Origin of the sequence: Pseudomonas sp. M2(2023) (assembly GCF_030263955.1) — a bacterium.
Taxonomy (GTDB): domain Bacteria; phylum Pseudomonadota; class Gammaproteobacteria; order Pseudomonadales; family Pseudomonadaceae; genus Aquipseudomonas; species Aquipseudomonas asiatica.
Genome location: NZ_CP127114.1, coordinates 3,518,510 through 3,545,059 on the forward strand (window position 1 = coordinate 3,518,510; position 26,550 = coordinate 3,545,059).

A 26,550-nucleotide genomic window follows, 5' to 3' on the forward strand; every position below is an offset into this window, starting at 1 on the left:
GCCGTCACGGCTCGGGGTCGGGGAAGTTGCGGCAGCTCTTGCGCTCGGCCAGCTCCCGGTCACTGGGGCGCTGGTCGACGAACACGGTGCGGCCGTCGGCGTAGATTTCCAGGTAGCCCCAGTGCAGGTCCTGCTCTTGCTGCCCGGGCTTTGGGGGGACTAGCCACCAGGGTTCGCGGCTGATCAGGGTCATGGGTGTGATTCCTGAGGGTGTCTGCAGTAATCATAGACATCCTCGGTTATTGCTTTGCTTGTACCGGCCCTTTCGCGGCTAAAGCCGCTCCTACAGGGATCTGCACAGTTTGCAAAATCTGCGCAGTACCTGTGGGAGCGGCTTTAGCCGCGAAGAGGCCGGTACAGGCTTACGCCGGTGCCGAAGTGCGGATCAGGTGGTCAAAGGCCGCCAGCGATGCCTTGGCCCCCTCACCCACCGCAATCACGATCTGCTTGTACGGCACAGTCGTCACGTCACCCGCCGCAAACACACCCGGGATGCTGGTCTGGCCCTTGGCATCGACAATGATCTCGCCACGCGGCGACAGCTCGACGGTGCCTTTCAGCCAGTCGGTGTTCGGCAGTAGGCCGATCTGCACGAAGATGCCTTCCAGCGACACTTCATGCTGTTGGTCGGTGGTGCGGTCCTTGTAACGCAGGCCGGTCACCTTTTCGCCATTGCCCAGCACCTCGGTGGTCAGCGCACTGGTGATCACCTTCACGTTCGGCAGGCTGTGCAACTTGCGCTGCAGTACCGCATCGGCACGCAGCTGGCTGTCGAACTCGATCAGTGTCACCTGGGCGACGATACCCGCCAGGTCGATGGCCGCTTCCACACCCGAGTTGCCTCCACCGATCACCGCCACGCGCTTGCCCTTGAACAGTGGGCCGTCACAGTGCGGGCAGTAAGCCACGCCACGGGCGCGGTATTCCTGTTCGCCCGGCACGTTCATCTCACGCCAGCGGGCACCGGTAGCCAGGATAACGGTCTTGGCCTTGAGCGAGGCACCGCCGGCCAGGCGTACTTCGTGCAGGCCGCCATCGGTGGCCGGGATCAGCGCTTCACCGCGCTGCAGGTTCATGATGTCCACGTCGTACTGCTTGACGTGCTCTTCCAGCGCCGTGGCCAGCTTCGGCCCTTCGGTTTCCTGTACCGAGATGAAGTTCTCGATGGCCAGGGTGTCGAGCACCTGGCCGCCGAAACGCTCGGCCGCAATACCGGTGCGGATGCCTTTACGCGCGGCATAGATAGCTGCCGAGGCGCCGGCGGGGCCACCACCGACCACCAGCACGTCGAAGGCGTCCTTGGCGTTGATCTTTTCGGCCTGGCGGCTGCCAGCGTTGGTGTCGATCTTGCCGAGGATTTCTTCCAGGCCCATGCGGCCCTGGCCAAACACTTCGCCGTTCAGGTAAATGCTCGGCACCGCCATGATCTTGCGCGATTCCACTTCCGCCTGGAACAGCGCGCCATCGATGGCCACGTGGCGCACGTTGGGGTTGAGGACCGCCATCAGGTTCAGCGCCTGGACCACGTCCGGGCAGTTCTGGCACGACAGCGAGAAGTAGGTCTCGAAGGTGAACTCGCCTTCCAGCGCCTGGATCTGTTCGATCACTTCGGCACTGGCCTTGGACGGGTGGCCCCCGACCTGCAGGAGTGCCAGCACCAGCGAGGTAAATTCGTGGCCCATGGGGATGCCGGCGAAGCGCAGGTTTATGTCGGCTCCCGGGCGGTTCAGCGAGAACGATGGACGACGGGCATCGTTGCCGTCCGCGCTGAAGGTAATAAGGTTCGACAGGCTGGCAATTTCCACCAGCAGGTCGTGCAATTCGCGGGATTTCGCGCCGTCGTCGAGGGAGGCAACGATCTCGATCGGCTGGGTGACCCGCTCCAGGTAGGTTTTCAGTTGCGATTTAAGCGTGGCGTCCAACATACGGGCGATTCCTTTTTCAAAACTCGGATACAAAAACGCCCAGGCGAGCTCGCCCGGGCGCTTTACGGGGCGGTAGGTACTTCAGCTTTGGCGGCTGGCTACCGCCCGCGACATACACATCGGCTTAGATCTTGCCGACCAGGTCCAGCGATGGAGCCAGGGTGGCTTCGCCTTCTTTCCACTTGGCCGGGCAAACTTCGCCTGGGTGAGCGGCGACGTACTGGGCAGCCTTCACCTTGCGCAGCAGTTCGGCAGCATCGCGACCTACACCACCGTCGTTCAGTTCGACGATCTTGATCTGACCTTCCGGGTTGATCACGAAGGTACCGCGATCGGCCAGGCCGGCTTCTTCGATCAGCACGTCGAAGTTGCGCGAGATAACGTGGGTCGGGTCACCGATCAGCGGGTACTGGATCTTGCCGATGGTGTCCGAAGTGTCGTGCCAGGCTTTGTGGGTGAAGTGGGTGTCGGTGGACACGCCGTAGATTTCCACGCCCAGCTTCTGGAATTCGGCGTAGTTGTCAGCAAGGTCACCCAGCTCGGTCGGGCAGACGAAGGTGAAGTCGGCCGGGTAGAAGAACACGACAGACCACTTGCCTTTCAGGTCGGCTTCGCTGACCTGGACGAACTCGCCCTTGTGGTAGGCGGTGGCGTTGAACGGTTTGACCTGGCTGTTGATGATTGGCATGAGAGACGCTCCTTCATGGGGTTGGAATCAGTTGATGGAGAGAATCCTAACCGCTGGTCCCGATAAAGGCTCATTGGCAAAGCTCATGCTTTTGATTGGTTTTGGCTATAACCGAGGATAATTGATAGAAGGGAATGGGCTGAGCAAAGGATTGCGGGGCATTCAAGGGCTCCATCGCCGGCAAGCCAGCTCCCACAGGTACCGCGCAGGTCTCTGCACTTGTGCAATCCCTGTGGGAGCAACTGTCTTTAGAAATTTATTTTCAAGCGTGCCATTCGGGCAGGGCTTCGCTCGATACCGCGTAGCGGTGTCGCTGGCGAAGCCCGCATTTGTAGAAAATCGATCCTCGTTCGTGATCAGGGTGCGGGTACCTGAGGCTTGAGCTCTTTCCACTCCGTTCCGTCACGCAGCATTGCGTTCAGGCGCACCAGCAACACGCGCATGCACGCCACTGCGGCAACTTTTGCGCGCTTGCCTCGGGCTATCAGGGCTTCATAGCGGGTTCTAACTTCTGGGACATGCTGGATCATTGACCAGATCGACATGTAGGCCGCCTTGCGGACTCTGTAACGCCCGCCTTCGATCTTCCTGGGGCCACTCTTCTTGCCGCTGTCTTTGTTGTACGGCGCTAACCCAGCCAAGGCTGCAATTTCGCGCCCCGTCACGCTTCCCAGCTCAGGTAGGTAGGCCATGAAGGTGCCACAACTGATGACGCCAATCCCTTTCACAGACCTTAGCCGCATGGCTGTCGTGCGATCCAGCACGTTCGAGGCACGCTCAATCGCCTTGTCCAAGGCCTTAATCTGATCATTCAGGTAAGCGACATGCTCGGTATAAACGGTAATGGCCGTAGCTGAAGTGGTTTGTTTCATCCGACGCTTGTCATCATCCCGATGCTGGACAAGATTGCCACGGAGTTTGATGAGCTCTCCCAGTTCATCCCGATCTTGATTAGGCTCTATCTGCGGCAAGTCCTCGAAGTCCCTGGCAAACCGCGCCAGCATCTGGGCGTCGATCTTGTCAGTCTTGGCAATTTTGCCCATGGCACTCGCATAGTCCCGACAGCGCCTGGGGTTGACCCTGACGACGTTCAAACCCTCCAGTCGCAAGGCTTTGAATACGGCCCGTTCATAGCCACCGGTGGCTTCCAGCAAGACCCGTTCGACCTCAAGCTCGTTCAGGCATGCGATCAGTTGCGCAAAGCCCTCAGAGTCATTCCTGACCTGGAACTGGGGAATACTTTCAGGAAGAAAGCCCACATCCAGAGTCGCTTTCGAAACGTCGAGACCAACGAAGTAGGAAATCATCGCCAAGCCCTCTTACACTCAAGAAGTGAGAGCACTCTGACTTAGCCCTAGCTTGTGACTGCGAGTTCGCCACTCATTCAACTGTTCGGGCTTAGGTCAGAGTGGGAGGTGGATGGCGACTAGGCTCCCACTCGTGCTTTAGAGCACACCTGGCTTTCAGTCTGCCATCCACTGCTCTCACCCTTTCGAGTTTAAGAGACCTTGAAGACACAAGCTGGCTTGCCGGCGATGGGGCCAGTGGCATCAGCGAGTGACCGTGCGCATGGTCACGAACTCTTCGGCCGCCGTCGGGTGCACGCCGATGGTTTCGTCGAACTGTTGCTTGGTCGCACCGGCCTTCAGGGCAATGCCCAGGCCCTGGATGATCTCGCCGGCGTCGGGGCCAACCATGTGGCAGCCCAGCACCTTGTCGGTCTCGGCATCGACCACCAGCTTCATCAGGGTCTTTTCCTGGATGTCGGTCAGGGTCAGTTTCATCGCACGGAAGCGGCTCTCGAATACCTGCACCTTGTGCCCGGCCTCCAGCGCCTGCTCCTCGGTCAGGCCCACGGTGCCGATGGGCGGCTGGCTGAATACCGCGGTGGGTATGTTCTGGTAGTCCACAGGGCGGTATTGCTCAGGCTTGAACAGGCGCCGGGCCACGGCCATGCCCTCGGCGAGTGCCACCGGGGTCAGTTGCACGCGGCCAATCACATCGCCAATCGCCAGAATCGACGGCGCGGTGGTCTGGTATTGCGGGTCTACCCGGATATAACCGCGTTCATCCAGCTCGACGCCGGTGTTCTCCAGGCCAAGGTTGTCCAGCATCGGGCGCCGGCCGGTGGCATAGAACACGCTATCGGTGACCAGCTCGCGGCCATCCTTCAGGGTGGCCTTGAGGCTGCCGTCCTCGAGCTTGTCGATGCGCTGGATGTCGGCATTGAACTGCAGGTCAAGGCCGCGCTTTTCCAGTTCTTCCTTCAGGTGCGTGCGCACCGAACCGTCGAAGCCACGCAGGAACAGGTCGCCACGGTACAGCAGTGTGGTAGCCGACCCCAGGCCCTGGAAGATGCCGGCAAACTCGACGGCAATGTAGCCACCGCCCACCACCAGCACCCGGCGTGGCAGGTCCTTGAGGTAGAATGCTTCGTTGGAGGTGATGGCCAGTTCCTTGCCCGGAATGTCTGGCACCTGTGGCCAGCCACCGGTGGCGATGAGGATGTGCTCGGCGGTGTAGCGCTGGCCTTCCACTTCCACTTCATTGGCACCGGTCAGACGCGCATGCCCCTGCAGCAAGGTAACCCCGCTGTTGACCAGCAGGTTGCGGTAGATGCCGTTGAGGCGCTCGATTTCCCGGTTCTTGTTGGCAATCAGGGTGCCCCAGTCGAAGTGCCCTTCTTCCAGGGTCCAGCCGAAGCCTGCGGCCTGTTCCAGTTCGTCGGCGACGTGTGCGCCGTACACCAGCAGCTTTTTCGGCACGCAGCCGACGTTGACGCAGGTGCCGCCCAGGTAGCGGCTCTCGGCCACTGCCACCTTTGCCCCGAAGCCGGCGGCAAACCGCGCCGCGCGCACACCGCCGGACCCGGCACCAATCACGAACAGATCAAAATCGTAGGCCATGTATTCACTCTCCTAGGCAGGCGCCCAGCATAACGCACTGGGGCCGCTTTGCGACCCTTCGCGGGCCCGCCCGCTCCCACAGTACCGGCGCAGCCTTGAAGGCCTGCACAATACCTGTAGGAGCGGGCGTGCCCGCGAAGGGCTGCAAAGCAGCCCCAGTTATCAGCTTTGATACAAGTAGCGGCTTATCAGTAAGCCTTGCCAGTCTTGTAGTAGTTCTCGAAGCAGAAGTTGGTCGCGTCGATGTAGCCCTCGGCGCCACCGCAGTCGAAACGCTTGCCTTTGAACTTGTAGGCGATCACACAGCCGTTCTGCGCCTGTTGCATCAGGGCGTCGGTGATCTGGATCTCGCCACCTTTGCCCGGCTCGGTGTTGGCGATGATGTCGAAGATGTCCGGGGTCAGGATGTAGCGACCGATGATCGCCAGGTTCGACGGGGCATCTTCCGGCTTTGGCTTCTCGACCATGTTGGTGACGCGGAAAATGTCGTCACGGATCATGTCGCCGGCGATCACGCCGTACTTGTTGGTTTCCTGCGGATCGACTTCCTGGATGGCAACGATCGAGCAACGGAACTGGTTGTACAGCTTGACCATCTGGGTCAGTACGCCGTCACCCTCCGGGTTCACGCACAGGTCGTCCGCCAGCACCACGGCGAACGGCTCGTCGCCAATCAGCGGGCGGCCGGTCAGGATGGCGTGGCCCAGGCCTTTCATTTCGGTCTGGCGGGTGTAGGAGAACGAGCACTCGTCGAGCAGGCGACGGATACCAACCAGGTATTTTTCCTTGTCGGTGCCCTTGATCTGGTTTTCCAGCTCGTAGCTGATGTCGAAGTGGTCTTCCAAAGCACGCTTGCCGCGCCCGGTGACGATGGAGATCTCGTTCAGACCGGCATCCAGTGCCTCTTCAACGCCATACTGGATCAGTGGCTTGTTGACCACCGGCAGCATTTCCTTGGGCATGGCTTTGGTAGCGGGAAGGAAGCGGGTGCCGTAACCGGCTGCCGGGAACAAGCATTTTTTGATCATATACGTCCTTACAAAAGGCTAGGCCAGTGGAATTCGGCGCAGTCTAATCAGGCGGCAGTCACCTTACAATGCCCTACCTGTGGCCGATCGATGGGAAGATAGAGATAACCTAGTGTAGATAGTTCCGGGGGATCGTAAATATTGCTGTCATCCATGACCGTTGGATGACAGGAAATCGGGGTTTCCTGTACTGGCCTCTTCGCGGGCAAGCCCGCTCCCACAGGTACTGCACAGCATTCAGAGTCTGTGGTGATCCTTGTGGGAGCGGGCTTGCCCGCGAAGAGGCCAGTACAGGCAATACATCAGCTACCCGTGCCCTGCCCGATCAACACACCATCGACCTTCTGCCCATACAGGTTCACCCCGTCATTGGCATGGAACTTCACCCGCGTCTTCTCGATGGAGCCTTCCACCAGCCGCGGATCCTGCGGCCGTTCATGGCGGTTGACCCAGGCCGCCACATCCCAGGCCTGCTGATCGCTAAGGCTGCCCGGCTTGCCCAGCGGCATGTTGTACTTGATGAACGACGCCGCGGTATTGATCCGGTGCATGCCGGCGCCCCAGTTGTAGGAGTCCTTGCCCCACAACGGCGGCATCACGTACTCGCCCGCCACCTTCTGCCCTTCGCCATTGTCGCCGTGACAAATCGCACACTGCTCACGATAAACCTGCTGACCGCGCTTGAAGTCGTATCCGCCCTTTGGTTGCGGCACCTCCGGGTACCCGCGCCCGGCAATCTCGACGCCGGTCGGCGCCTTGGTCGACAGCCAGTACGAATACACCGCCAGCGCCGTCATCTGCGGGCTATCGGCCGCAGGCGGCTTGCCGTTCATGCTGAACTGGAAGCAGCCCTGGATGCGCTCGGCATAGGTGTTGACCTTGTCATTTTTCTTGCGGTAGGCGGGGTACATCGGGTACGCCCCCCACATCGGCGCGGAATGCGCCAGCCGCCCCTGGTCAAGGTGGCAGTTGCTGCAGTTCATGCCGTTGCCCACAGCCTCGGGCATCAACCTGCGGGTGTCGACGAACAAGGCATGCCCCTCGCGTACCATCTTGCCAAAGGCATTGTCAGGCAACTCGCTTTCCGCTGGTGGCACGAACTGCGGCGCGGCCTGCACGCCAGGCACTTTCAACTGCGACTGGTCTTCCATGGCTATCTGGGCGGCGTGTGCGGTGCCCATGGCCAGCAGCAGCAGGGCTGGAATCATCGGTTTCATGGCGTGACCTCCTGGCTGGCGGGGCGGGCGAAGAACTCGGCAACGGCCTTGATCTCGTCATCGGTCATGGCCTTGGCCACACCGACCATCAGCTGGTTGGGGTCATTGCTGCGGGTGCCGTCACGCCAGGCGTTGAGCTGCGCCACCAGGTAACTCGCGGGCTGACCGGCCAAGGGCGGGAAATGCTCGCCAACCCCGCCACCGCCCGGGCCATGGCATTGCACGCAGCCAGGAATCTGCCGGCTCCAGTCGCCGTACAGGGCCATGCGGGTGGTGGGATCATCGGCGATCTGCTGGCGGCGCAGGTCGCCTGCAGGGTCTGCCGGCAGGCTGGCCAAATAGGTGCTGACCGCCTTGATCTCCTCCTCGGTCAGGGCCTTGGCAAGCGGTTCCATCACTGGCTGCTTGCGGCTGCCGTCGCGCCAGTCATGCAGTTGCTTGCTAAGGTAGGCGGCAGGTAGCCCGGCAAGGCGCGGGAAGCCGGCAGCGACAATGCCCTTGCCGTCCGGGCCATGGCAACCCAGGCAAGCCATGGCGGCAGGGTTGGCCCCACCCTGGGTGAAGACTTTCTGGCCATCGGCGGCATGCGCCGTGGGCCAGGCCAGGATCAGCAGGCTGCCGACCAAGGCGCGATTCAACGGTGTCATCACGAATCTCCTTTTCTATTGTTATAAGCTTAGGCTTAAAACATATAAGCAAAAGGAGCGTGATCAGTTGCCCTGGATCAACTACCGGAAATGCATTGGGTGGCTGCGGTGCGCACGTCGCCCAGGCGCAGCGGGAAATTGTTCAGCCGCTCGTGCAGCTTGATGCTGCTGCCGCTGCCACGCTTGTCGATATCCACCAGCGCCGCCGGACCCACACCCGAGCTGATCTTCTGCGGCACGATCAGCCGCAGGCCATCGCCACGCTGCTCTTCCACCAGCGGCTCGCGGGTATCGGCCAGCTTCTGCTTGACGCAATCGGCATACGCGCGTGGGGACTTGCCCGAGATTACATCCAGCGTTTCGCGCGACTGTTCCAGTTCCGTAACACTCACACAGCCACCCAGCGTCATCGCCAACGCCGCCACCATCCACTTCATTTGCAGCACCTCTGCCTTCAAGAATCCGCTTCGACCACAGCCAGGCCGATTTGCTCCCTGCTTTGGCAGATTTATCTACGCCTGGCGGAACAGCGCGGCAGTGTAACCCGACATCGTGGTATCTTTCGCCTTTGCAGAACCAATCCTTGCGGAGCATCACATGAAATTCGTACACCAGCGCGAGCACCTGAACGAGGACGATATCGTCGTCATCGAGTGCTCCCAGCGCTGCAATATCCGCCTGATGAACGACGCCAACTTCCGCAGCTTCAAGAACGGCGGTCGTCATACCTACCACGGTGGCCATTTCGACAAGTTCCCGGCGAAGATCACCGTGCCAAGCACCGGATTCTGGAACATAACTATCGATACCGTGACCACCCGCCCGATCTCGGTCACCCGCAAGCCAACCTTGACCCACAAGATCAAGATTGTCCGTCGTTCATCGTCGAAACTAAGATAAGGCCACCATGACCCAGACCACCAAGTACGTCATCAAGTACAAGCTCGACGGCCAGCGCCGCTGGGACTTCGCATTGATGCCCGACGCCTCCCTCGAACAAGCCCTGGAAGCCCTGCGCAAGATTCACGGCGAAGACGCCGAGAAGATCAGCGACATCCAGGTCAGCAAAGCCTTGTAAACACCCGCACCACCGTACTGCCCGCCCGCGCAAGGAGAATCGCATGAGCCACTGGCCCGACCGCCGCATCCTCGACCTGCTGGGTATCGAGTTGCCCATTCTGCAGGCCCCCATGGCCGGTGCGACGGGCTCGGGCATGGCCACTGCCGTGGGCCTGGCGGGCGGTTTGGGCGCCCTGCCCTGCGCCATGCTCACGGGCGACCAGGTGCGCGCCGAGATCGCCGCCTTCCGCGCCGGCTGCCCGGGCCGCCCGTTGAACCTGAACTTCTTCTGCCACCAGCCGCCAGCGCCCGATGCCGAGCGCGATGCACGCTGGAAGCGGGCACTCGAACCCTATTACAGCGAAGTGGGTGCTGACTTCACGGCGCCCACGCCGGTGTCCAACCGGGCGCCTTTCGACGAACAGAGCTGCCAGCTGGTCGAGCAACTGCGCCCGGAGGTGGTGAGCTTCCACTTCGGCCTGCCCCATGCCGACCTGCTGCAACGGGTAAAGGCCAGTGGTACCAAGGTGCTGTCCAGCGCCACTACAGTAGAGGAAGCCGTGTGGCTGGAGCATCACGGCTGTGATGCGATCATTGCCATGGGCTATGAGGCGGGCGGCCATCGCGGCATGTTCCTCAGCGACGATATCACCAGCCAGATCGGCACCTTCGCGCTGGTGCCGCAGGTGGCCGATGCGGTCAGCGTGCCGGTGATTGCCGCTGGTGGCATTGCTGACCACCGCGGCCTGTTGGCGGCATTGGCCTTGGGTGCTTCGGCAGTGCAGATCGGAACGGCGTACCTGTTCTGCCCCGAGGCCAAGGTGTCGCCGGCGCATCGCCAGGCCCTGGACAGCGCACCTGCCAGCGACACGGCGCTGACCAACCTGTTCACCGGCCGACCGGCGCGTGGCATCAACAACCGCATCATGCGCGAGCTGGGGCCGATGAGCGATTTGGCCCCGCACTTCCCGCTGGCCGGCGGGGCCTTGATGCCTTTGCGGGCGATTACGGATCCGCAGGGCAATAGCGATTTCAGCAACCTCTGGTCGGGGCAGGCGTTGCGGCTGGGCAGGCATATACCGGCGGGTGAGTTGACCCGGGAGATTGCCGAAAAGGCGCTGGCCGTGGTCGGCCGCCAGGCGTCTGCATAAGCAGGTCTGGCCTCTTCGCAGGTGAACCCGCTCCCACAATTCGAATATTGGGGCGCCCCTGTGGGAGCGGGTTTACCCGCGAAAGGGCCTGGCCTGCTTACGCATGACCTTGCCCCTTCCCGGCCCATGGTCTACCGCTATATAGTTCAGGCTATAACGATAACCCCAAGGAGCTGTCTTCATGCGTATCCGCCCGCCCCACTTGGCTGCCACCGCCCTGGCCAGCCTGCTTGCCTTCAACACTGCCTGGGCCGATGAAGTCCAGGTCGCGGTCGCAGCGAACTTCACAGCCCCTATCCAGGCCATTGCCAAGGACTTCGAGAAAGACACTGGCCACAAGCTGGTCGCTGCCTATGGCGCCACCGGCCAGTTCTATGCACAAATCAAGAATGGCGCGCCGTTCGAGGTATTTCTCGCTGCCGACGACAGCACCCCAGCCAAGCTCGAGCAGGAAAACGCAATTGCCCCAGGCTCACGCTTCACCTACGCCATCGGCACCCTGGCGCTGTGGTCGGCCAAGCCCGGCTATGTCGACGCCAACGGCGAAGTGCTGAAGAACAACCAGTTCAAGCACCTGTCCATTGCCAACCCGAAAACCGCGCCCTACGGCCTGGCCGCCACCCAGGTGCTGGACAAGCTGAAGCTGACCGAAGCCACCCGGCCCAAGCTGGTCGAAGGGCAGAACATTACCCAGGCGTTCCAGTTCGTATCCACCGGCAACGCCGAACTGGGCTTTGTCGCCCTTTCGCAAATCTACAAGGACGGCAAGGTCGAAAGCGGTTCGGCCTGGATCGTTCCCTCGTCCCTGCACGAACCCATCCGCCAGGACGCGGTAATCCTTGAAAAAGGCAAGGACAACCCCGCCGCCAAGGCCCTGGTCGACTACCTGAAAGGCCCGAAAGCCGCGGCAGTGATCAAATCCTACGGTTATGAAATCTGATGCCACTGGATGCCAGTGACCTGGGTGCCATCTGGCTGACCGTGAAACTGGCCAGCATGACCACCCTCATCCTGCTGATCGTCGGCACGCCCATCGCCTGGTGGCTGGCGCGCACGCGCTCGTGGCTGCGCGGGCCGGTGGGCGCGGTGGTGGCCTTGCCGCTGGTACTGCCACCCACAGTGATCGGTTTCTACCTGCTGATCGCCCTCGGCCCGCATGGCTGGCTGGGCCAGGCGACCCAGGCGCTGGGTTTGGGCAGCGTGGTGTTCAGTTTTACCGGCCTGGTGATCGGCTCGGTGATCTACTCCATGCCGTTCGTGGTCCAGCCGCTGCAGAATGCCTTCGGCGCCATTGGCCAGCGCCCGCTGGAAGTGGCCGCAACGCTGCGCGCCAGCCCCTGGGACACCTTCATCCACGTAGTGCTGCCGCTGGCCCGCCCAGGCTTCATCACCGCCAGCATCCTCGGTTTCGCCCACACGGTGGGCGAGTTCGGCGTGGTGTTGATGATTGGCGGCAACATCCCCGACAAGACACGCGTGGTCTCGGTGCAGATCTTCGATCATGTCGAGGCCATGGCCTATTCGCAAGCACACTGGCTGGCAGGTGCCATGCTGGTGTTCTCGTTCCTGGTACTGCTCCTGCTGTACGCAGGACGCCGCGGCAAGGCTGGCTGGAGCTGAAATGAGCACATCGATTGTGGCGCGCCTGAAACTGGCGCGCGACGACTTCACCCTGGACGTAGACCTGCACCTGCCCGGCCGCGGCATCAGTGCGTTGTTCGGCCACTCCGGCTCTGGCAAGACCAGCTGCCTGCGTTGCCTGGCCGGGCTGGAGCGGGCCGGCAGCGCCTACATCGAAGTCAACGGCGAAATCTGGGAAGACAGCGCCCGCGGCTTCTTCCTGGCACCACACCTGCGCCCGGTAGGCTACGTGTTCCAGGAGGCCAGCCTGTTCCCGCACCTGTCGGTACGCGGCAACCTGGAGTTCGGTTGGCGCCGGGTGGCCGCTGCCCAGCGCAAGGTCAGCCTAGACCAGGCCTGCCAACTGCTGGGCATCGGCCACTTGCTGGCACGCCGGTCGACGACCCTGTCTGGTGGCGAGGCGCAGCGGGTAGGCATTGCCCGCGCCCTGCTCAGCAGCCCGCGCCTGCTGTTGATGGACGAGCCGCTGGCTGCACTGGACGGGCCGCGCAAGCGCGAGATCCTGCCCTACCTGGAGCGTCTGCATGGCGAACTGGACATCCCGCTGGTATATGTCAGCCATGCCCAGGAGGAAGTGGCTCGGCTGGCCGACCACCTGGTGTTGCTGGAGCAAGGCCAGGCAGTGGCCAGCGGCCCGATCGGCGACACCCTGGCCCGTCTCGACCTGTCGCTGGCCGAGGGCGAGGATGCCGGGGTGGTGTTCGAAGGCCTGGTGGTGGCACACGACGCGCACTACGACCTGCTCGACCTGCGCCTGCCCGGAAACGACGGGCCGCTGTTGCGTATCACCCACCCTGCCCAGGTGATGGGCAGCACCTTGCGGGTCAAGGTGCAGGCGCGTGACGTCAGCCTGGCCCTGGTAGCCGACAGCACTTCGAGCATTCTCAACCGCTTGCCGGTGCGCGTGCGCGAAAGCCGCCCGGCCGCCAACCCGGCCCATGTACTGGTCAGCCTGGATGCTGGCGGCAACGCCTTGCTCGCGCGCATCACCCGCTTCTCGGCAGACCAGCTCGGCCTGCACCCGGGCCAGGTGCTGTTTGCCCAGATCAAGTCGGTGGCACTGCTGGGCTGAGCATCGGCCACGTCGCTGGTGTCCATTGATCAGTGACCTGATCGAGGCCTGCCAACCATGCTTGACTGCCCCCTGCCGCGCACCCTGCACTACGTCGACGACAGCCAGCCGGGCCTTACCCGGAGGCGCTGGAGAGGGCGCTTCATCTACCTGGATGCCGACGGCCAACGAGTGCGCGACAGCGATACCCTTGCCCGCATCGCTGCACTGGCAATCCCCCCGGCCTATACCGAGGTGTGGATCTGCGCCGACCCGCAAGGCCACCTGCAAGCCACAGGTCGCGATGCCCGTGGCCGCAAGCAATACCGCTACCACGCGCAGTGGCGCGAAATACGCGACCAGCACAAGTACGGGCGCATGCTGGCGTTTGCCCAGGCCCTGCCGAAATTGCGCGCACAGCTGCACGACCACCTTGCCCGGCCAGGCCTGGACCGGGAAAAGGTGATGGCGCTGGTGATCAGCCTGCTGGACCACACCCTGATCCGCATCGGCAACCAGCGCTACCTGCGTGACAACCAGTCCTATGGACTGACCACCCTGCGCAACCGCCATGTCGAGGTGAAGGGCAGCAGCATCCGCTTCCAGTTCCGCGGCAAGCGCGGCGTCGAGCACAACGTCAGCCTCAACGATCGGCGCCTGGCCAACTTGCTCAAGCGCTGCATGGAGCTGCCCGGCCAAGCGTTGTTCCAGTACCTGGACGACGACGGCCAGCGCCATAGCGTCGGCTCCAGCGAGGTCAACCAGTTTCTGCAGCAGCTGACCGGTGCCGACTTCACCGCCAAGGACTACCGCACCTGGGCCGGTAGCAGCCTCGCCCTGGACCTGCTGAGGCCCTTGGCCTGGGAGCCCGAGAGCGAAGCCAAGCGCCAGGTCGCCGCCATCGTCCGCCAGGTAGCATCACGCCTGGGCAATACACCGGCAGTGTGCAGGCGCTGCTACATTCACCCGGCTGTACTTGAACACTATGCCCTGGGGCGCCTGGCCAACTTGCCGAAGAACCGTGTGCGCAAAGGCCTGGACCGTGAAGAAGTAGCCTTGCTGTTATTTCTTCAGGCACTCGAGGAACAGGATGACCATTAACCCGGTCTATTCAGACCATGATGCGAAGAAATTTCCCATTGGCCGCCAAGCCCCCTATTCTTGCCACCGAGCACCTTGGCCGACAAACCGCTGGCGGTTTGCTTCGGCACCTGCGACTGAAGACACGCAACAGAATTTGTCTGTCGGGGAATTACTATCCGCCGAAAGCGTCTTTAATGAGAAGGAAGAGGGACAAGCTCCCGCCGCCGTGGCAACTAGCCCGACGGACTTTTACATCACCAAGGAGAACTACATGCTGATACTCACCCGCAAGGTTGGCGAAAGCATCGTCATCAATGATGACATCAAAGTCACCATTCTGGGCGTCAAAGGGATGCAGGTGAGGATCGGTATCGATGCACCGAAAGACGTCCAGGTCCATCGAGAAGAGATTTTCAAGCGTATCCAGGCCGGCAGCCCGGCCCCGGAAAAGCACGACGACTCGCACTGAGCGACCTGCCTCAAGCCGCACGGACGCGCCTGATCGCCCCGCGCTTCAGGTGCCTAGCAGTTCGTGCACCTTGGCGATCATACAGTCCATGTCGAACGGTTTGTCGAACACCGCGGCGAACAGTTCCGGGCATCCCTGATTGGCCTGCGCGCCACTCATGAGGATGACCGGCAACTCGCTCAAGGCCGGGTCTTCACGCATCGAGCGCACAAGCTCCTCACCGTTGAGCAGTGGCATCATGTAGTCGGTGATAACGAGCTGAACGCGCTTTTCTTTCAGTGCCTCCAGCGCCTTGCAGCCGTTGCTCGCCTTTTCCACCAGAAAACCTTCGTCCTCCAGGGCAAAACCGAGAATGTCGGCAATCAGGTACTCGTCATCGACGATCAGGATGGTGTTCATCGCCCGCCCCGTCACCCGCTCCCCTGCGGCACCGGCGTTCCCGAAAGCACACCGCAGGCGCCTTCGAACGCCTTGCGCAGGGTAATGCCTTGCGGCCCGATCAGCAGCTCGTGCAAGGCAGGGTCATGGTGGCTGTCACGGACCTTGAGGATCGACAGCATGCGCCGCAGCTGCGAATCCAGCTCGACGAAGCGCATCAGCATCAGGTTGTCGACGATGCTCGACAGGTCCGGGGCTGGGGCGCTGATTTCCGCGCCGAAAATGTCGCGCATTTCCCAGGTCAGCATCACGCTGACATCGCGCGCGCGCAGTTCGCCGACCAAGGCGCGGAAAAACGCATTGAGCCGCGCCGGGTCGATGGCCAGGCGGCTGAACGCCCCCAGGCTGTCGATCAGCACGCGCTTGCTGCCTTGCGCTTCGACCCGCTCGAGCAGGCGCGCACCGACCTGGTCCAGCAGGCCCTCGGTAGTCGGTTGCCAGCAAAGCTGCAGGATGCCAGCCTGCTCCATGGCTGCAAAATCGTAACCCAGCGAAGCGGCCTTGATACGCAGGCGCTCCGGCGTTTCGTAAAAGCCGAAATGCAGCCCCGGCGCCTGCAGGCTGCTGGCACCGAGAAATGCCAGGCCCAATGACGTCTTGCCAATACCCGAGGGCCCGATCAGCAGGCTGACCGAGCCCGTGGCCAGGCCGCCACCGAGCATTTCATCCAGGGTCGCCACCCCGCTACCGATGCGCTCCAAGGTGGCGCTGCCCGCCTGGCTGGGGTGGCTGAACAGTGACTCCAGGCGCGGGTACACATGCATGCCGGTTTCATCGATGAGGCATTCATGGCGCCCCGACAACGCCGCACTGCCCCGCGTCTTGCGCAGCTGGATATGACGCACGGCGCGGCTGCCAAACAGTTGCTCGCCCAGTTCGATCACCCCGTCGACCATCGTGTGCTCCGGGCTACCCTCTTCCAGCCGGGCGCTGGTCAGCAGCAGCACGGTGCAGCCCGCAAAGGCCGCATGGCCCTGTAGTTCAGAGACGAATTTCTTGGTATCCAGCGCGGTTTCCGCACGCACCCGGGCATTTAGCACGCCATCGACGATCAGCAGGCTGGCCTGCTGGCGGGCGATTTCCTGACGCAGCAGCCGTACCACGGCGTCCAGGCCTTCCTGCTCCAGGGTATCGAAGGCACTGACGAACTGGATCGGATCACCGACCAGCGCCGGGTCGAAGAACTCCAGGGTCGCCAGGTACTGGAACAGCCGCTCGTGCGACTCGCTGAGCAACGTGGCCACCAGCACCCGGCCACCACCGCGCACATGCCCGCAGGCCAGCTGATTGGCGAGGATGGTCTTGCCAGCCCCCGGCGGGCCCTGAATGATGTAGGACGCGCCAGCCACCAGGCCACCCTGGAGCAACGCATCGAGCCCATCGATCCCCGTCACCAGCCGCCTGAGTGCCTGTGCCATGGTGTTCTACCTGTCGAGTTGGCTGTCCGTCTGGCCCTGATAGATTGGCAAGTAAAGCTGCATGCAAGTTCCCCGGCCGGGCTCACTGTCGACGCAAATGGCACCACCGCTCTGCCTGGCAAAACCATACACCTGGCTGAGGCCCAGGCCAGTCCCCTTGCCAAAGGGCTTGGTAGTGAAAAATGGTTCGAAGATCCGCGGCAGTACCGCTGGCGCGATGCCCTCGCCGCTGTCTTCGACCTCGAAACGCACAAACCCGCCGTGCAGGCCCTCCACCTCGCCGGTCAGTTCGACCACATCGACGGTCAAGCCGATCCGGCCCTGCCCCGTGATGGCATCGCGGGCATTGAACAACAGGTTGAGCAGCACCATCTGCAATTGCCCGGCATCCACCTCGATCAGGGGCAGATCCGGTTGCAACAGCACCTTCAGGTCGATCGAACCAGGCAGCGCATGCTCCAGAAGACCACGGGTCGCAGCAACAAGGTTCGCCGGGGCGACGCAAGTCACATCAAGCTTGCGATGGCGGGCAAAGCTGAGCAGCTGCTGGGTCAGTTCGGTGCCCCGCTGCCCGGCATCGAGAATATGCTGCAGCATGCGCTGGGCGCGTGCCGGGTCCTGGGTGGCCAGCGCCAGGCGCGCCGAACTGATGATGATGGTCAACATGTTGTTGAAGTCATGCGCCAGGCCACCGGTCAACTGGCCCAGGGCCTCCAGCTTCTGTGCCTGGAACAGCTGGGCGCGCACCGCGTCCAGTTGCAGCGCCGACTCGCGGCGGTCGGTGATGTCCCGGGTCACCTTGGCCAGGCCGACAATCTGGCCCTGGTCATCGCGAATCACATCCAGGGCGGCCAGCGCCCAGAACTGCGTGCCATCCTTGCGTACGCGCCAGCCCTCATCCTGCGCCACGCCCTGCTCCAGCGCCTGGCGCAGCAAGCGCTCCGGGCGGCCCTCGGTGCAATCCTGCGGAGTGAAGAACAACGAGAAATGCTGGCCGATCACTTCATCGGCACGGTACCCCTTGATACGTTGCGCGCCTGCGTTCCACGACACCACATGGCCGGAAGGATCAAGCATGTAAATGGCGTAATCCACCACCGACTGAACCAGCTGTTCATAGCGGTGGGCAGGCATGACAGGGTGATCGAGACAGTCAGCTGAGACCATGCGAACTCCACCGGCACAGCAGGAGGGAAAACATTGCGAGGTTCAACGCCCAGGCTCAACCAGCACAGGGCTGATGCGCCGAGGCATCGCCACTTTCAGCAGCCACAAGCCGACCAGCAGGATAAGCCCGCCACCGGCCAGGGCCATTAGCCGCTGCGGTTGAGCGTGTTCGGCATCGAACCCCAGCATCAACAGATAACCACCCAGGCTGATCAGGCTCAGGTAGAGAAATGCCGCCAGCACTACGACCAGCACGAACAAAAGTCGCCACAACAGCCGTGGGTGCACGATACGCTCGGAAGTATCGGACAGAGTCATCACCGCACACTCTTTGGATCCAATAAAAGGGCAACAGTGGCGTAATGACAGCAAGGTGTCAATTGCCCATTCGATCGACCCTTCATTCTGTTGATCATAGGCGCTGTGGTTGACTCAACTATAACAATGGGTTATAAAGCGCGCTTGATTGCGAAGCCCTTCTGCTTAGAAGCGAGCTGGTCGTTACGGCCCCTTCAAGCGTGCGAGTGTGGTGGAATTGGTATACACAGCAGACTTAAAATCTGTCGGCGTGAGCCTTGCGGGTTCGAGTCCCGCCACTCGCACCAAATTTCTTCGCAAAAGGCGCCCTCGCGGCGCCTTTTTGCTGCCCGCCTGCAAGGTGTTGCGCAGCTGCTAGAGTGGAGCTTGAACCCGTCCACTGGAACGCCGCCATGCGCTACTCCCTGTTCGATGGTCAACGCGACATCATTATCCTGATTGCCCGTGTGCTGCTGATGATCCTGTTCGTCTTGTCTGGCTGGGGCAAGCTGACCGGGTTCGAAGGCACGGTCGGCTACATGACTTCACTGGGCGCTCCTGCCCCCATGTTGGCAGCGGCAGTAGCCGTGCTCATGGAATTCGCCGTCGGCATACTGCTGATCCTCGGTTTCTACACCCGGCCTCTGGCCTTCCTGTTTGCGTTGTTCGTGCTGGGCACGGCGCTGCTGGGCCACCCGTTCTGGAACATGGTCGACCCTGAGCGCAGCGCCAACATGACCCAGTTCCTGAAAAACCTCAGCATCATGGGCGGCATGTTGTTACTGGCGGTAAGCGGCCCCGGGCGTTTTTCGGTGGACGGGCGCTGAGTCAGTCGTCTTCGCGGTCGTCGAACCAGGCTGGGTGATCACGCTCTTCTTCATCAAGGTCATCCAGCGTTTCTTCGTCCTCCTCGATGTCATCCTCGACGCCTCGGGCATCGGCTTCTGCTTCAGTGTCGTCGTAGAGGAATTCGTGATCAAGCAGGTGATCATGTTCGGGTTCGTGCAGGTCATCTTCGTCGCGCATGCTGACTCCTGGGCTGGTGGCAGGCCTGTATAGGCGGATCGGCTGCACAGGTCAATGCATTACCGCTTAATGCTGGGTTAACCGGCCAGACCCAAGCTGCAGGCTCTCCCTTCAAACGTTGCTTGCCCGCCATACCCGGCGGGCTTTTTTATTGCTGCCACTCCCCCTCCGTCCAGTGCAGTTAAATCACATGGAACCCGGCCCATGCTGACCACACTCGAGCTGAGCCATGCATGACAAGTCCATCACCTGAGCTTCACAAAATGCTGACATCCCGCTGGGCACACTAACCCTGCTCCCTATGTTCTTACAGCCCGCCGCATCGTTGCCGCGGGCTTTTCTTTTTGTGGCATGCACAGTGCCTCTGACCATGACCTGAGGCAGTTTTACCGTATCGACCCAGGGCTATGCTTAGCCGGCGATAAGCAAGCCCATTCGGAACAGGATACGGAGGCTCGTATGAAAGCTGCTGTTGTTGCACCAGGCCGTCGCGTGGAAGTGGTGGAGAAAACCCTGCGCCCCCTCGAGCACGGTGAAGCGCTGCTGAAGATGCAATGCTGCGGTGTGTGCCACACCGACCTGCATGTGAAAAATGGCGACTTCGGTGACAAGACCGGTGTGGTGCTAGGTCACGAAGGCATCGGCGTGGTCCAGGCAGTAGGGCCAGGCGTCACCTCGCTCAAACCGGGCGACCGCGCCAGCGTGGCCTGGTTCTACCAGGGCTGCGGGCATTGCGAGTATTGCAACAGCGGCAACGAAACCCTGTGCCGCGAAGTGAAGAACTCCGGCTACACCGTGGACGGCGGCATGGCCGAAGCCTGCATCGTCAAGGCCGACTACTCGGTCAAAGTGCCCGACGGGCTCGACTCCGCTGCCGCCAGCAGTATTACCTGCGCCGGCGTCACCACCTACAAGGCGGTGAAGATCTCCAACATCCGCCCCGGCCAATGGATCGCCATCTACGGCCTCGGCGGCCTGGGCAACCTTGCCCTGCAATATGCCAAGAACGTCTTCAACGCCAAAGTGATCGCCATCGACGTCAACGAAGAGCAACTGCGCTTCGCCAGCGAGATGGGCGCTGACCTGGTCATAAACTCACGCACCGAGGATGCCGCCAAGGTCATCCAGGCCAAGACCGGTGGCGCCCATGCCGCCGTGGTTACCGCCGTTGCCAAGGCTGCCTTCAACTCGGCCGTTGACGCCCTGCGTGCGGGTGGCCGCCTGGTTGCGGTCGGCCTGCCGTCGGAAGCCATGAACCTGAACATCCCTCGCCTGGTGCTGGACGGTATCGAAGTGATCGGCTCGCTGGTCGGTACCCGCCAGGACCTGCAGGAAGCTTTCCAGTTTGCGGCGGAAGGGAAAGTGGTGCCGAAGGTGACTCTGCGACCGATCGAGGATATCAACCAGATCTTCGATGAGATGCTGGAGGGCAAGATCAAAGGGCGGATGGTGATTCAGTTCGAGGGGTGATGACCCATGTGCGCTGGCTATTGGTGCAGCGCACACTACCCTGAAATGGGCGCGCCTTAGGTCCTGGTTTCAGGTAAGCGCTATGCTTGATACACGATTTTATCCAAGTCGTGGTTTGTAGTCGGTTCGCAAGCAGAAGACTGGCTAGCACATCGGAGTGAACGTATGGGCATCCGCAGCTTGGCGAAAAACCTGCCACCCGACCCGGACAACGACGGCTGGGTACTTGGATGGGGCGTACTGAGAGACCGGCATCCCTGGCATTTCGTCGATGTGTTTGCCGACCAGAGGACCGCCAGGGCCGAGGCGGTGCGCCGCGGGGCAGGCTATGTTGTGGAGTTCGGCTCGCACCGCCTGGGATCGGATGAATTCGTTTGTGGGATATCCCCGCCTGAAGGCTAGCGTTTGAATGGGCGGAGCGGCGGGCGATGGATCCTAGGGCCGTAGGCGACAGACAGCTATCGACCCATAGCGGAAATCTGTAACCAGGGCCGCTTCGCGGCCCATCGCCGGCAAGCGCGGCTCCCACAGGTACAGCGCATGCCTGAAGGCTGGTGATATTCCTGTGGGAGCCGGCTTGCCGGCGGATCGTGTCCCAGGAAGTGGTGTAACTCATCATGGCTCTGGCCACTGAGTTTGCCGTTTAGTTGATCACGGCCGACAGCTTGGCCTGTGGATTATCGCTGACTGCCTCGAAGGCCTCCAACTGCATGTAGCGTCGTTGCAGGCACCACTCGTCGTTCTGCTCCAGCAGCATCGCGCCTACCAGCCGTGTAATCGCCGGATCGTTGGGGAATATGCCCACGACATCGGTGCGGCGCTTGATTTCGGCGTTGAGCCGTTCCAGTGGATTGGTGCTGTGCAGCTGCTGTCGGTGCGCTTTGGGAAATGCCATGTGTGCCAGCACTTCGTCCTCGCAGCCGTCCATGAGCGTTGCGATCTTGGGGTATTTTTCACGCAGCTGATCGGCGACCAGGCGCCACTGTTGATGACATTCGGTGCGGCTATCTTGGGCGAAAACCGTGCGCAGAAGCGCCGCCACCATGGTGCGTTGGCCCTTACCGACATGGGCCATGGCGTTACGCATGAAGTGCACACGACAGCGCTGCCAGGTTGCATTGAAGACTTTGGAAACAGCCGCCTTCAGGCCTTCGTGGGCGTCGGAGATGACCAGTTTCACGCCACGCAGGCCACGCCGCATCAGGCTTCGCAGGAAGTCCGTCCAAAAGGGCTCGGCTTCTGATGGGCCAACCCGCATGCCCAGAACTTCACGGCCACCGTCGGTGTTAACGGCGACGGCGATTATGACGGCGACCGAGACGATACGCCCGGCCTCCCGCACCTTGACGTAGGTTGCATCGATCCAGAGATAGGGCCAGTCGCCTTCAAGCGGGCGATCAAGGAAGGCGTGAACGCGCTCATCGATCTCACCAGCCAGCCGTGACACTTGGCTTTTGGAGATACCGGTCATGCCCATGGCCTTGACCAGTTCGTCCACCGAACGCGTTGAAACGCCTTGAATGTAGGCTTCCTGGATCACCGCTGCCATCGCCTTCTCGGCAGTACGTCGAGGCTCAAGGAAGCCTGGAAAGTAGCTGCCTTGGCGCAGCTTTGGGATCTTCAGGTCAACGTCACCGGCGCGGGTTTGCCAGAGGCGATCACGGTAGCCATTGCGGCTGTTTGTCCGGTCTGGGCTTTTGACATCGAAGCCGGCGCCACACAGGCCTTCGACATCGAACTCCATCATGCGCTGGGCTACGAACTGGATCATTTGCTTGAGCAGATCAGCGTCTGCCCCTTTCTCAACCAACTCGGTCAATGCGATAGTGGGCTTGGTCATCGTGGTTTCTCTGGTGAAGGTTAAGTCCGCAAACTCAACGTTAGCCAAGAACCACGATGGCCATCCTCTTTCGCCCCAGGGCGCCTTCGGTTGGTTCAGTTACACCACTTCCCGGGACACGATCTGCCGGCGATGAGACCGGTACTGACTACAGAGCTTTGGATCAGTGTCCGCCGTGGGTCGAAAGCAGCCTTTCAGCAAAGGTATGAAACCAACAACTTGATAGATCTGACTAGTCGACAGGGCCGGCATGCCCTGGTCGGCGTTACCCCTTGGTCAGATCAACCAATGGCGTCTGCCGCACCTCGGTTTCGCGCCCACCTTGTATCTCGCCAACCTGTTTCAAGGCCTTGTCCACTGCCACCTTGTCCGCCAACAAGCTGTAGCTGATGTGGAACTGCCTGTGTTCCTTCGGCCCGATTGTCGGCACTAGGTTCAGTGGCCGCTGGTAACGGCGGTTGTAGGAAAAACTCGTCCCCGGCTCGAGCCCGGTCACATAACCCTGGCCTTGTGTATCGGTATTTTTCCACAGGGAAAATACAGGCAATGTCCGAGTATTGAAGCCGACCGAAACGCCCAGATTGCCAGCCTTGTCATGCAACACGGTCAATGTATTGCCCTGGTCATCGGCATACGGCACCACGTTGTAAACCGTTTCGTCATAGTCCTTGGTCGGCGCTCGGTAGGTTTGCCAGTCGGGCAGATCTGCCCTTGCCTTGTCGTTGAATGGCGACACTTGCTTCACTGGCGCGGCAAAACGAGCGCCCTGCTCCAGAAACGGGGTGCTGAAGTTACTGTGATAAAGCGCCTGGTATTCCTTCGGATAGTCACCGTTGTTGGTCAAGGTGTCGTTGAGGGCGAACTTCACGCTGCCGGGTTCGGTGACCAGTTCGGTCACGACGGAGAAGTCGACTTTCTTGAATGCCTGCTCTTTCAGTACACCACGCAAGGTAATGGCGTAAGGGGGCTTCTCATCAATGTGCAGGGTGACTTGGTTCGCAGGAGTGTTGGCAGCCCGACCGTGCAGGGTCAGCAGTTCGCCGTTGTCGACGCCAGGGTGGCCGACCCATTCGTAACCGCAGCGGGTGACCAGTTCATTGAAACCTTCCAGCCAGCCCAGGCCATTGCGCCCGTTGAGGTCGATGAAGGACGGGTTGACCACTTCCTTGACCGGCGAATCCCAGCCCATGCGCACATTGCCGACCGACGCCTGCAAGACGTTCATTCCACGGGTCGGCACGACCGAAAGTTTCATCGTACCGTTATCGATGTCGACGATGCTGACACCCTCTTGCCGACCGCCGTGCAAGGTGCGCAAGGTAACGCTGAAGGGCTTGTCGGTTTTTACGCCAAGTTGCTGGCTGGTGATCTGCCAGTTCTGGGCGGCTTTGTCGGTGTCGAGCAGAACGTAATCCCAGGCCAGGGTGTTGGAAGCCGCAGTCAGGGCGCCAAGCGCAACGAAGAGTTTGAGGAGGGGCATGGCAGGTTGCCTTTCTTGGAGTTGTTCCCTTTTATAGACTCGAAGAAACGTTTCAGCAAGCTAGCCAAGCGATGCTTTCGATTGGCACGGGTTTCTTTAGCTATTTTCGGAGAGTAGCCTCGGCACAGTGAATCTTTCGAGCCCGATCAGGTTATCAACCTTGTGAAGGCATCAGAGAAACAGAAAAACTGCACAACTCGATAGAATTTTCATTGCCATGCCAGACGGTTTCCCTGATTTGCCCTCACTGAACGCGTTGCGTGTTTTTGAAGTGGTGGCTCGCCGCTTGAACTTCCGTGTGGCTGCCGAGGAACTGGGTGTGACCCAGGCGGCAGTTGCCCAGCAGATACGCGGGCTGGAAGCGAGCCTGGATCTGCGTTTGTTTGAACGCCTACCCCGCGGTTTGGCGTTGACTGATGCAGGCCTGGGCTATAGCGGGAGCATTCGAAGTGCGCTGGCCATAATCGACGAGGCAACACGCCTGCTTCGGCCACAGACTTCTCACCTGACAGTCAGCGTTACACCTACCTTCGCCTCAAAATGGCTGATTCCCAGGCTCGGCAATTTTGCGCAGAGTCATCCAGACATCGATTTGCGTGTGCTGGCAACCGATCGGCTGTCGCACTTCAGCACCGATGGTGTTGATATCGCTGTCCGTTATGGCAAGCCCGAGTTCGGAGCGGGCTTGAATAGCGAACTGCTGATGGAGCAGCTAATCGTTGCGGTGGCCAGCCCAAAGCTGTTCGAAGGCAGCGAAATACCTGCAAGCTTTGCGCAATTGCAGGATTTCGTCATGTTGCACGACGCCCATAATTTCTGGCCTCAGTTCCTTGCAGAGCTGTTCCCACAACACATGCAGCCCACGGCCAGAAACCTGCGTTTCAATCAGACCTCATTAGCCATTGAAGCGGCAATCAGCGGCCAGGGCATTGCCCTGGCCAGCCCTGCGTTCGTCGGTGATGACATTGCCGCAGGCCGGCTGATGCAGGTTTTTCCCCAGCAACTCAGGATCGACAAGTCGTTTTATCTGGTCTGGCCACGCAAGATGAAACAGCCGGACTCGTTGAGCGTGGTCCAACGCTGGCTCAAGCAACAAGCTGCCGATAGTTAATCTATCGTAATAGTGAAGTTTAGCTGTCTCCCTCACCAATGGGGCTGCTGCTAAGGTGAATGCACCTGAAAAATCAGCATTGAGAGATTGGAGGCAGCATGCCAGTAGAAAAAGTTGCGATTATCACGGCAGGTGGCAGCGGCATGGGCGCTGCGGCAGCACGACGCCTGGCCGCCGAAGGCTTCAAGGTTGGGATTCTCTCCTCTTCGGGCAAGGGCGAGGCGTTGGCTGCCGAACTCGGCGGTATTGGTGTAACCGGTAGCAACCAGTCGGTTGAAGACCTGCAACGCCTGGTCGACGCTGTCGTGGAGAAGTGGGGCCGTATCGATGTGCTGGTCAATAGCGCCGGCCATGGTCCACGCGCGCCAATCCTGGAAATCAGCGACGAGGATTGGCACAAGGGCATGGATACTTACCTGCTCAATGTCATTCGCCCGACTCGGCTGGTGACGCCTTACATGCAGCGTCAGAAGAGCGGAGTGATCATCAACATCTCCACTGCCTGGGCGTTCGAACCCAGCGAACTGTTTCCGACTTCTGCGGTATTCCGCTCGGGCCTTGCCGCGTTCACCAAGATCTTCGCCGACAATTTCGCCGGCGATAACGTGCGCATCAACAACGTCCTCCCTGGCTGGATCGACAGCTTGCCGAGCACCGAGCAACGCCGCGACAGCGTGCCGCTCAAGCGCTACGGCACCAGCGAAGAAATCGCTGCGACCATTGCGTTCCTTGCTAGCGAAGGCGCGGCCTACATCACTGGGCAGAACATCAGGGTCGATGGCGGCGTAACACGCAGCATTTGATCGTCCGTGGCCGCAGCACTGCTTCGCCCCAGTGCCCGCTATTCAGTGGATCGAGGCGATGCGGCTACAATTGACCCTGACTTCACACCCCGATAAGGCGGAAAACCGAGCTCCACCTTGGCGACTTCCTTCGCAGGGTTAGGCGGTTGACAGCTACCCCTTCGCGGCAGGCTTGAGTCTGAACGTAACCCCCATCCTGTTGAAAGCGTTCATTGCAGCAATCGTGGCAGTCAAATCCACCAAGTCTCGCTCGTTGAAGACCGCGGAGGCGGCAGCGTAGGCCTCGTCCGAAACATGGGTTTCTCCCACATTGGTCACCTCTTCTGCCCACTTCAATGCAGCGCGCTCTAGATCAGAGAATAAGTGTTCCGCCTCATGCCAAACCGCGACTAGCAGCACCTTGTCAACTGGCATGCGGCCTTTGATCAAGTCACGAGAGTGAAGATCGATGCAGAACGCGCAACCATTGATCTGTGATACCCGAAGGAAGACCAGATGTATCAACTCCGGAGGTAGATTCGTTCCGGTGGTTACATAGTGGTGTAAACCGGTCAGCGCTTTTGCTGCACCGGGAGACTTTTCAAACCAATTCATACGAGTCATACATACTCCATAAGCGCTTTCGTAAACACAGA

30 protein-coding genes and 1 tRNA gene are annotated in these 26,550 nt (G+C 60.9%); 14 read left to right on the plus strand and 17 right to left on the minus strand.

Translation table 11 applies throughout. The features are described 5' to 3' along the window. Nucleotides 1-4: 4 nt before the first annotated feature. From QN085_RS16260 to QN085_RS16300, 9 genes are all read right to left on the minus strand, one after another. On the minus strand, nucleotides 5-193 hold the full coding sequence (locus QN085_RS16260) for a hypothetical protein (RefSeq protein ID WP_013973178.1): 189 nt from the start codon (nucleotides 191-193) through the stop codon (nucleotides 5-7). Nucleotides 194-362: 169 nt separating this feature from the next. Next, a complete protein-coding gene (ahpF, locus tag QN085_RS16265) occupies nucleotides 363-1,925 on the minus strand; it encodes an alkyl hydroperoxide reductase subunit F (protein ID WP_013973179.1) in 1,563 nt (520 codons plus the stop codon). A gap of 124 nt (nucleotides 1,926-2,049) precedes the next feature. After that, complete coding sequence (ahpC, locus tag QN085_RS16270; protein WP_004375926.1) at nucleotides 2,050-2,613, minus strand: alkyl hydroperoxide reductase subunit C; 564 nt, start codon at nucleotides 2,611-2,613, stop codon at nucleotides 2,050-2,052. A 356-nt stretch (nucleotides 2,614-2,969) separates the two neighbouring features. Next, nucleotides 2,970-3,920 carry an IS110 family transposase gene (locus tag QN085_RS16275; RefSeq protein WP_013970357.1) on the minus strand — a complete coding sequence of 317 codons (951 nt, stop codon included), beginning with the start codon at nucleotides 3,918-3,920 and terminating at the stop codon, nucleotides 2,970-2,972. A 243-nt stretch (nucleotides 3,921-4,163) separates the two neighbouring features. Further along, complete coding sequence (gene gorA, locus QN085_RS16280; protein WP_013973180.1) at nucleotides 4,164-5,519, minus strand: glutathione-disulfide reductase; 1,356 nt, start codon at nucleotides 5,517-5,519, stop codon at nucleotides 4,164-4,166. Nucleotides 5,520-5,707: 188 nt separating this feature from the next. Further along, complete coding sequence (gene galU / locus QN085_RS16285; protein WP_013973181.1) at nucleotides 5,708-6,547, minus strand: UTP--glucose-1-phosphate uridylyltransferase GalU; 840 nt, start codon at nucleotides 6,545-6,547, stop codon at nucleotides 5,708-5,710. Nucleotides 6,548-6,849: 302 nt separating this feature from the next. After that, nucleotides 6,850-7,764, minus strand: a complete 915-nt coding sequence (locus QN085_RS16290; RefSeq protein ID WP_013973182.1) for a c-type cytochrome — start codon at nucleotides 7,762-7,764, stop codon at nucleotides 6,850-6,852. After that, entirely contained in the window at nucleotides 7,761-8,411 is a 651-nt protein-coding gene (locus tag QN085_RS16295) for a c-type cytochrome (protein ID WP_023662562.1), read from the minus strand. Before QN085_RS16295 ends, QN085_RS16290 begins: the two co-directional genes overlap by 4 nt. A 77-nt stretch (nucleotides 8,412-8,488) precedes the next feature. Then, the gene (locus tag QN085_RS16300; RefSeq protein ID WP_024087369.1) at nucleotides 8,489-8,848 is read right to left on the minus strand and encodes a hypothetical protein; all 360 of its coding nucleotides are present in this window, start codon (nucleotides 8,846-8,848) and stop codon (nucleotides 8,489-8,491) included. Nucleotides 8,849-9,008: 160 nt separating this feature from the next. Here QN085_RS16300 and QN085_RS16305 point away from each other — a divergent pair, with 160 nt between their 5' ends. From QN085_RS16305 to csrA, 8 genes are all read left to right on the plus strand, one after another. Beyond that, nucleotides 9,009-9,311, plus strand: a complete 303-nt coding sequence (locus QN085_RS16305) for a DUF1883 domain-containing protein (RefSeq protein ID WP_004375922.1) — start codon at nucleotides 9,009-9,011, stop codon at nucleotides 9,309-9,311. A 7-nt stretch (nucleotides 9,312-9,318) separates the two neighbouring features. Continuing rightward, a complete protein-coding gene (locus QN085_RS16310) occupies nucleotides 9,319-9,489 on the plus strand; it encodes a hypothetical protein (RefSeq protein ID WP_013973186.1) in 171 nt (56 codons plus the stop codon). 43 nt (nucleotides 9,490-9,532) lie between these two features. Beyond that, nucleotides 9,533-10,621, plus strand: coding sequence for an NAD(P)H-dependent flavin oxidoreductase (locus QN085_RS16315; RefSeq protein ID WP_041505854.1), 1,089 nt, complete (start codon nucleotides 9,533-9,535; stop codon nucleotides 10,619-10,621). A gap of 181 nt (nucleotides 10,622-10,802) precedes the next feature. Continuing rightward, complete coding sequence (gene modA, locus QN085_RS16320) at nucleotides 10,803-11,561, plus strand: molybdate ABC transporter substrate-binding protein (protein ID WP_023662423.1); 759 nt, start codon at nucleotides 10,803-10,805, stop codon at nucleotides 11,559-11,561. Next, entirely contained in the window at nucleotides 11,561-12,241 is a 681-nt protein-coding gene (modB, locus tag QN085_RS16325; protein WP_013973189.1) for a molybdate ABC transporter permease subunit, read from the plus strand. Before modA ends, modB begins: the two co-directional genes overlap by 1 nt. Before the next feature lies 1 nt (nucleotide 12,242). Beyond that, nucleotides 12,243-13,334: a molybdenum ABC transporter ATP-binding protein gene (modC, locus tag QN085_RS16330; RefSeq protein ID WP_038409937.1), complete on the plus strand. Its 1,092-nt coding sequence runs from the start codon at nucleotides 12,243-12,245 to the stop codon at nucleotides 13,332-13,334. 57 nt (nucleotides 13,335-13,391) lie between these two features. Further along, nucleotides 13,392-14,414, plus strand: a complete 1,023-nt coding sequence (locus QN085_RS16335) for a DNA topoisomerase IB (protein ID WP_013973191.1) — start codon at nucleotides 13,392-13,394, stop codon at nucleotides 14,412-14,414. 253 nt (nucleotides 14,415-14,667) lie between these two features. Next, nucleotides 14,668-14,865, plus strand: coding sequence for a carbon storage regulator CsrA (csrA, locus tag QN085_RS16340; protein ID WP_004375914.1), 198 nt, complete (start codon nucleotides 14,668-14,670; stop codon nucleotides 14,863-14,865). Nucleotides 14,866-14,910: 45 nt separating this feature from the next. Here csrA and QN085_RS16345 read toward each other — a convergent pair whose 3' ends face one another. From QN085_RS16345 to QN085_RS16360, 4 genes are read right to left on the minus strand one after another with little or no spacing between them, the layout of a single operon-like run. Beyond that, entirely contained in the window at nucleotides 14,911-15,264 is a 354-nt protein-coding gene (locus tag QN085_RS16345) for a response regulator (protein WP_013973192.1), read from the minus strand. 11 nt (nucleotides 15,265-15,275) lie between these two features. Beyond that, the gene (locus QN085_RS16350; RefSeq protein WP_013973193.1) at nucleotides 15,276-16,721 is read right to left on the minus strand and encodes an ATPase domain-containing protein; all 1,446 of its coding nucleotides are present in this window, start codon (nucleotides 16,719-16,721) and stop codon (nucleotides 15,276-15,278) included. Between the two features lie 6 nt (nucleotides 16,722-16,727). Beyond that, nucleotides 16,728-17,888, minus strand: coding sequence for a two-component system sensor histidine kinase NtrB (locus QN085_RS16355; protein WP_031325628.1), 1,161 nt, complete (start codon nucleotides 17,886-17,888; stop codon nucleotides 16,728-16,730). Nucleotides 17,889-17,930: 42 nt separating this feature from the next. Next, nucleotides 17,931-18,206: a hypothetical protein gene (locus QN085_RS16360; RefSeq protein ID WP_031325629.1), complete on the minus strand. Its 276-nt coding sequence runs from the start codon at nucleotides 18,204-18,206 to the stop codon at nucleotides 17,931-17,933. Nucleotides 18,207-18,408: 202 nt separating this feature from the next. Between QN085_RS16360 and QN085_RS16365 the strand changes: the two genes are divergently transcribed. Together QN085_RS16365 and QN085_RS16370 are read left to right on the plus strand one after the other, a co-directional pair. Further along, a tRNA-Leu gene (locus tag QN085_RS16365) sits at nucleotides 18,409-18,493 on the plus strand. A gap of 105 nt (nucleotides 18,494-18,598) precedes the next feature. Next, nucleotides 18,599-19,012, plus strand: a complete 414-nt coding sequence (locus QN085_RS16370) for a DoxX family protein (protein WP_015270882.1) — start codon at nucleotides 18,599-18,601, stop codon at nucleotides 19,010-19,012. A 1-nt stretch (nucleotide 19,013) separates the two neighbouring features. Here QN085_RS16370 and QN085_RS16375 read toward each other — a convergent pair whose 3' ends face one another. Continuing rightward, complete coding sequence (locus QN085_RS16375) at nucleotides 19,014-19,211, minus strand: hypothetical protein (RefSeq protein ID WP_013973197.1); 198 nt, start codon at nucleotides 19,209-19,211, stop codon at nucleotides 19,014-19,016. A 459-nt stretch (nucleotides 19,212-19,670) separates the two neighbouring features. On the opposite strand from QN085_RS16375, the gene adhP reads away from it, so the two are divergent. Continuing rightward, on the plus strand, nucleotides 19,671-20,681 hold the full coding sequence (adhP, locus tag QN085_RS16380) for an alcohol dehydrogenase AdhP (protein ID WP_013973198.1): 1,011 nt from the start codon (nucleotides 19,671-19,673) through the stop codon (nucleotides 20,679-20,681). A gap of 165 nt (nucleotides 20,682-20,846) precedes the next feature. After that, nucleotides 20,847-21,083, plus strand: a complete 237-nt coding sequence (locus tag QN085_RS16385) for a hypothetical protein (protein ID WP_013973199.1) — start codon at nucleotides 20,847-20,849, stop codon at nucleotides 21,081-21,083. A 241-nt stretch (nucleotides 21,084-21,324) separates the two neighbouring features. Here QN085_RS16385 and QN085_RS16390 read toward each other — a convergent pair whose 3' ends face one another. Next, entirely contained in the window at nucleotides 21,325-22,521 is a 1,197-nt protein-coding gene (locus tag QN085_RS16390; RefSeq protein ID WP_060501916.1) for an IS256 family transposase, read from the minus strand. Between the two features lie 265 nt (nucleotides 22,522-22,786). Further along, entirely contained in the window at nucleotides 22,787-24,001 is a 1,215-nt protein-coding gene (locus QN085_RS16395; RefSeq protein WP_023662808.1) for an aldose 1-epimerase family protein, read from the minus strand. A gap of 217 nt (nucleotides 24,002-24,218) precedes the next feature. Here QN085_RS16395 and QN085_RS16400 point away from each other — a divergent pair, with 217 nt between their 5' ends. Together QN085_RS16400 and QN085_RS16405 are read left to right on the plus strand one after the other, a co-directional pair. Continuing rightward, nucleotides 24,219-25,112, plus strand: a complete 894-nt coding sequence (locus QN085_RS16400) for a LysR substrate-binding domain-containing protein (protein WP_023662809.1) — start codon at nucleotides 24,219-24,221, stop codon at nucleotides 25,110-25,112. Between the two features lie 98 nt (nucleotides 25,113-25,210). Further along, nucleotides 25,211-25,915: an SDR family oxidoreductase gene (locus QN085_RS16405; RefSeq protein WP_013973202.1), complete on the plus strand. Its 705-nt coding sequence runs from the start codon at nucleotides 25,211-25,213 to the stop codon at nucleotides 25,913-25,915. Between the two features lie 153 nt (nucleotides 25,916-26,068). Here QN085_RS16405 and QN085_RS16410 read toward each other — a convergent pair whose 3' ends face one another. Next, on the minus strand, nucleotides 26,069-26,518 hold the full coding sequence (locus tag QN085_RS16410; protein WP_013973203.1) for a carboxymuconolactone decarboxylase family protein: 450 nt from the start codon (nucleotides 26,516-26,518) through the stop codon (nucleotides 26,069-26,071). Between the last annotated feature and the right edge of the window lie 32 nt (nucleotides 26,519-26,550).

What these genes read in the sequence shown, in the direction of transcription:
- QN085_RS16300 (WP_024087369.1), bottom strand. Translation starts at nt 8,848, where the DNA reads ATGAAGTGGATGGTGGCGGCGTTGGCGATGACGCTGGGTGGCTGTGTG.
- QN085_RS16335 (WP_013973191.1), top strand. Translation starts at nt 13,392, where the DNA reads ATGCTTGACTGCCCCCTGCCGCGCACCCTGCACTACGTCGACGACAGC.
- modA (WP_023662423.1), top strand. Translation starts at nt 10,803, where the DNA reads ATGCGTATCCGCCCGCCCCACTTGGCTGCCACCGCCCTGGCCAGCCTG.
- QN085_RS16405 (WP_013973202.1), top strand. Translation starts at nt 25,211, where the DNA reads ATGCCAGTAGAAAAAGTTGCGATTATCACGGCAGGTGGCAGCGGCATG.
- modC (WP_038409937.1), top strand. Translation starts at nt 12,243, where the DNA reads ATGAGCACATCGATTGTGGCGCGCCTGAAACTGGCGCGCGACGACTTC.
- QN085_RS16400 (WP_023662809.1), top strand. Translation starts at nt 24,219, where the DNA reads ATGCCAGACGGTTTCCCTGATTTGCCCTCACTGAACGCGTTGCGTGTT.
- QN085_RS16355 (WP_031325628.1), bottom strand. Translation starts at nt 17,888, where the DNA reads ATGGTCTCAGCTGACTGTCTCGATCACCCTGTCATGCCTGCCCACCGC.
- ahpF (WP_013973179.1), bottom strand. Translation starts at nt 1,925, where the DNA reads ATGTTGGACGCCACGCTTAAATCGCAACTGAAAACCTACCTGGAGCGG.
- QN085_RS16375 (WP_013973197.1), bottom strand. Translation starts at nt 19,211, where the DNA reads ATGCGCGACGAAGATGACCTGCACGAACCCGAACATGATCACCTGCTT.
- QN085_RS16310 (WP_013973186.1), top strand. Translation starts at nt 9,319, where the DNA reads ATGACCCAGACCACCAAGTACGTCATCAAGTACAAGCTCGACGGCCAG.
- QN085_RS16290 (WP_013973182.1), bottom strand. Translation starts at nt 7,764, where the DNA reads ATGAAACCGATGATTCCAGCCCTGCTGCTGCTGGCCATGGGCACCGCA.
- adhP (WP_013973198.1), top strand. Translation starts at nt 19,671, where the DNA reads ATGAAAGCTGCTGTTGTTGCACCAGGCCGTCGCGTGGAAGTGGTGGAG.
- QN085_RS16305 (WP_004375922.1), top strand. Translation starts at nt 9,009, where the DNA reads ATGAAATTCGTACACCAGCGCGAGCACCTGAACGAGGACGATATCGTC.
- QN085_RS16275 (WP_013970357.1), bottom strand. Translation starts at nt 3,920, where the DNA reads ATGATTTCCTACTTCGTTGGTCTCGACGTTTCGAAAGCGACTCTGGAT.
- QN085_RS16385 (WP_013973199.1), top strand. Translation starts at nt 20,847, where the DNA reads ATGGGCATCCGCAGCTTGGCGAAAAACCTGCCACCCGACCCGGACAAC.
- QN085_RS16370 (WP_015270882.1), top strand. Translation starts at nt 18,599, where the DNA reads ATGCGCTACTCCCTGTTCGATGGTCAACGCGACATCATTATCCTGATT.
- galU (WP_013973181.1), bottom strand. Translation starts at nt 6,547, where the DNA reads ATGATCAAAAAATGCTTGTTCCCGGCAGCCGGTTACGGCACCCGCTTC.
- QN085_RS16295 (WP_023662562.1), bottom strand. Translation starts at nt 8,411, where the DNA reads ATGACACCGTTGAATCGCGCCTTGGTCGGCAGCCTGCTGATCCTGGCC.
- ahpC (WP_004375926.1), bottom strand. Translation starts at nt 2,613, where the DNA reads ATGCCAATCATCAACAGCCAGGTCAAACCGTTCAACGCCACCGCCTAC.
- QN085_RS16315 (WP_041505854.1), top strand. Translation starts at nt 9,533, where the DNA reads ATGAGCCACTGGCCCGACCGCCGCATCCTCGACCTGCTGGGTATCGAG.
- QN085_RS16360 (WP_031325629.1), bottom strand. Translation starts at nt 18,206, where the DNA reads ATGACTCTGTCCGATACTTCCGAGCGTATCGTGCACCCACGGCTGTTG.
- gorA (WP_013973180.1), bottom strand. Translation starts at nt 5,519, where the DNA reads ATGGCCTACGATTTTGATCTGTTCGTGATTGGTGCCGGGTCCGGCGGT.
- QN085_RS16390 (WP_060501916.1), bottom strand. Translation starts at nt 22,521, where the DNA reads ATGACCAAGCCCACTATCGCATTGACCGAGTTGGTTGAGAAAGGGGCA.
- QN085_RS16410 (WP_013973203.1), bottom strand. Translation starts at nt 26,518, where the DNA reads ATGACTCGTATGAATTGGTTTGAAAAGTCTCCCGGTGCAGCAAAAGCG.
- QN085_RS16350 (WP_013973193.1), bottom strand. Translation starts at nt 16,721, where the DNA reads ATGGCACAGGCACTCAGGCGGCTGGTGACGGGGATCGATGGGCTCGAT.
- modB (WP_013973189.1), top strand. Translation starts at nt 11,561, where the DNA reads ATGCCACTGGATGCCAGTGACCTGGGTGCCATCTGGCTGACCGTGAAA.
- QN085_RS16395 (WP_023662808.1), bottom strand. Translation starts at nt 24,001, where the DNA reads ATGCCCCTCCTCAAACTCTTCGTTGCGCTTGGCGCCCTGACTGCGGCT.
- csrA (WP_004375914.1), top strand. Translation starts at nt 14,668, where the DNA reads ATGCTGATACTCACCCGCAAGGTTGGCGAAAGCATCGTCATCAATGAT.
- QN085_RS16260 (WP_013973178.1), bottom strand. Translation starts at nt 193, where the DNA reads ATGACCCTGATCAGCCGCGAACCCTGGTGGCTAGTCCCCCCAAAGCCC.
- QN085_RS16345 (WP_013973192.1), bottom strand. Translation starts at nt 15,264, where the DNA reads ATGAACACCATCCTGATCGTCGATGACGAGTACCTGATTGCCGACATT.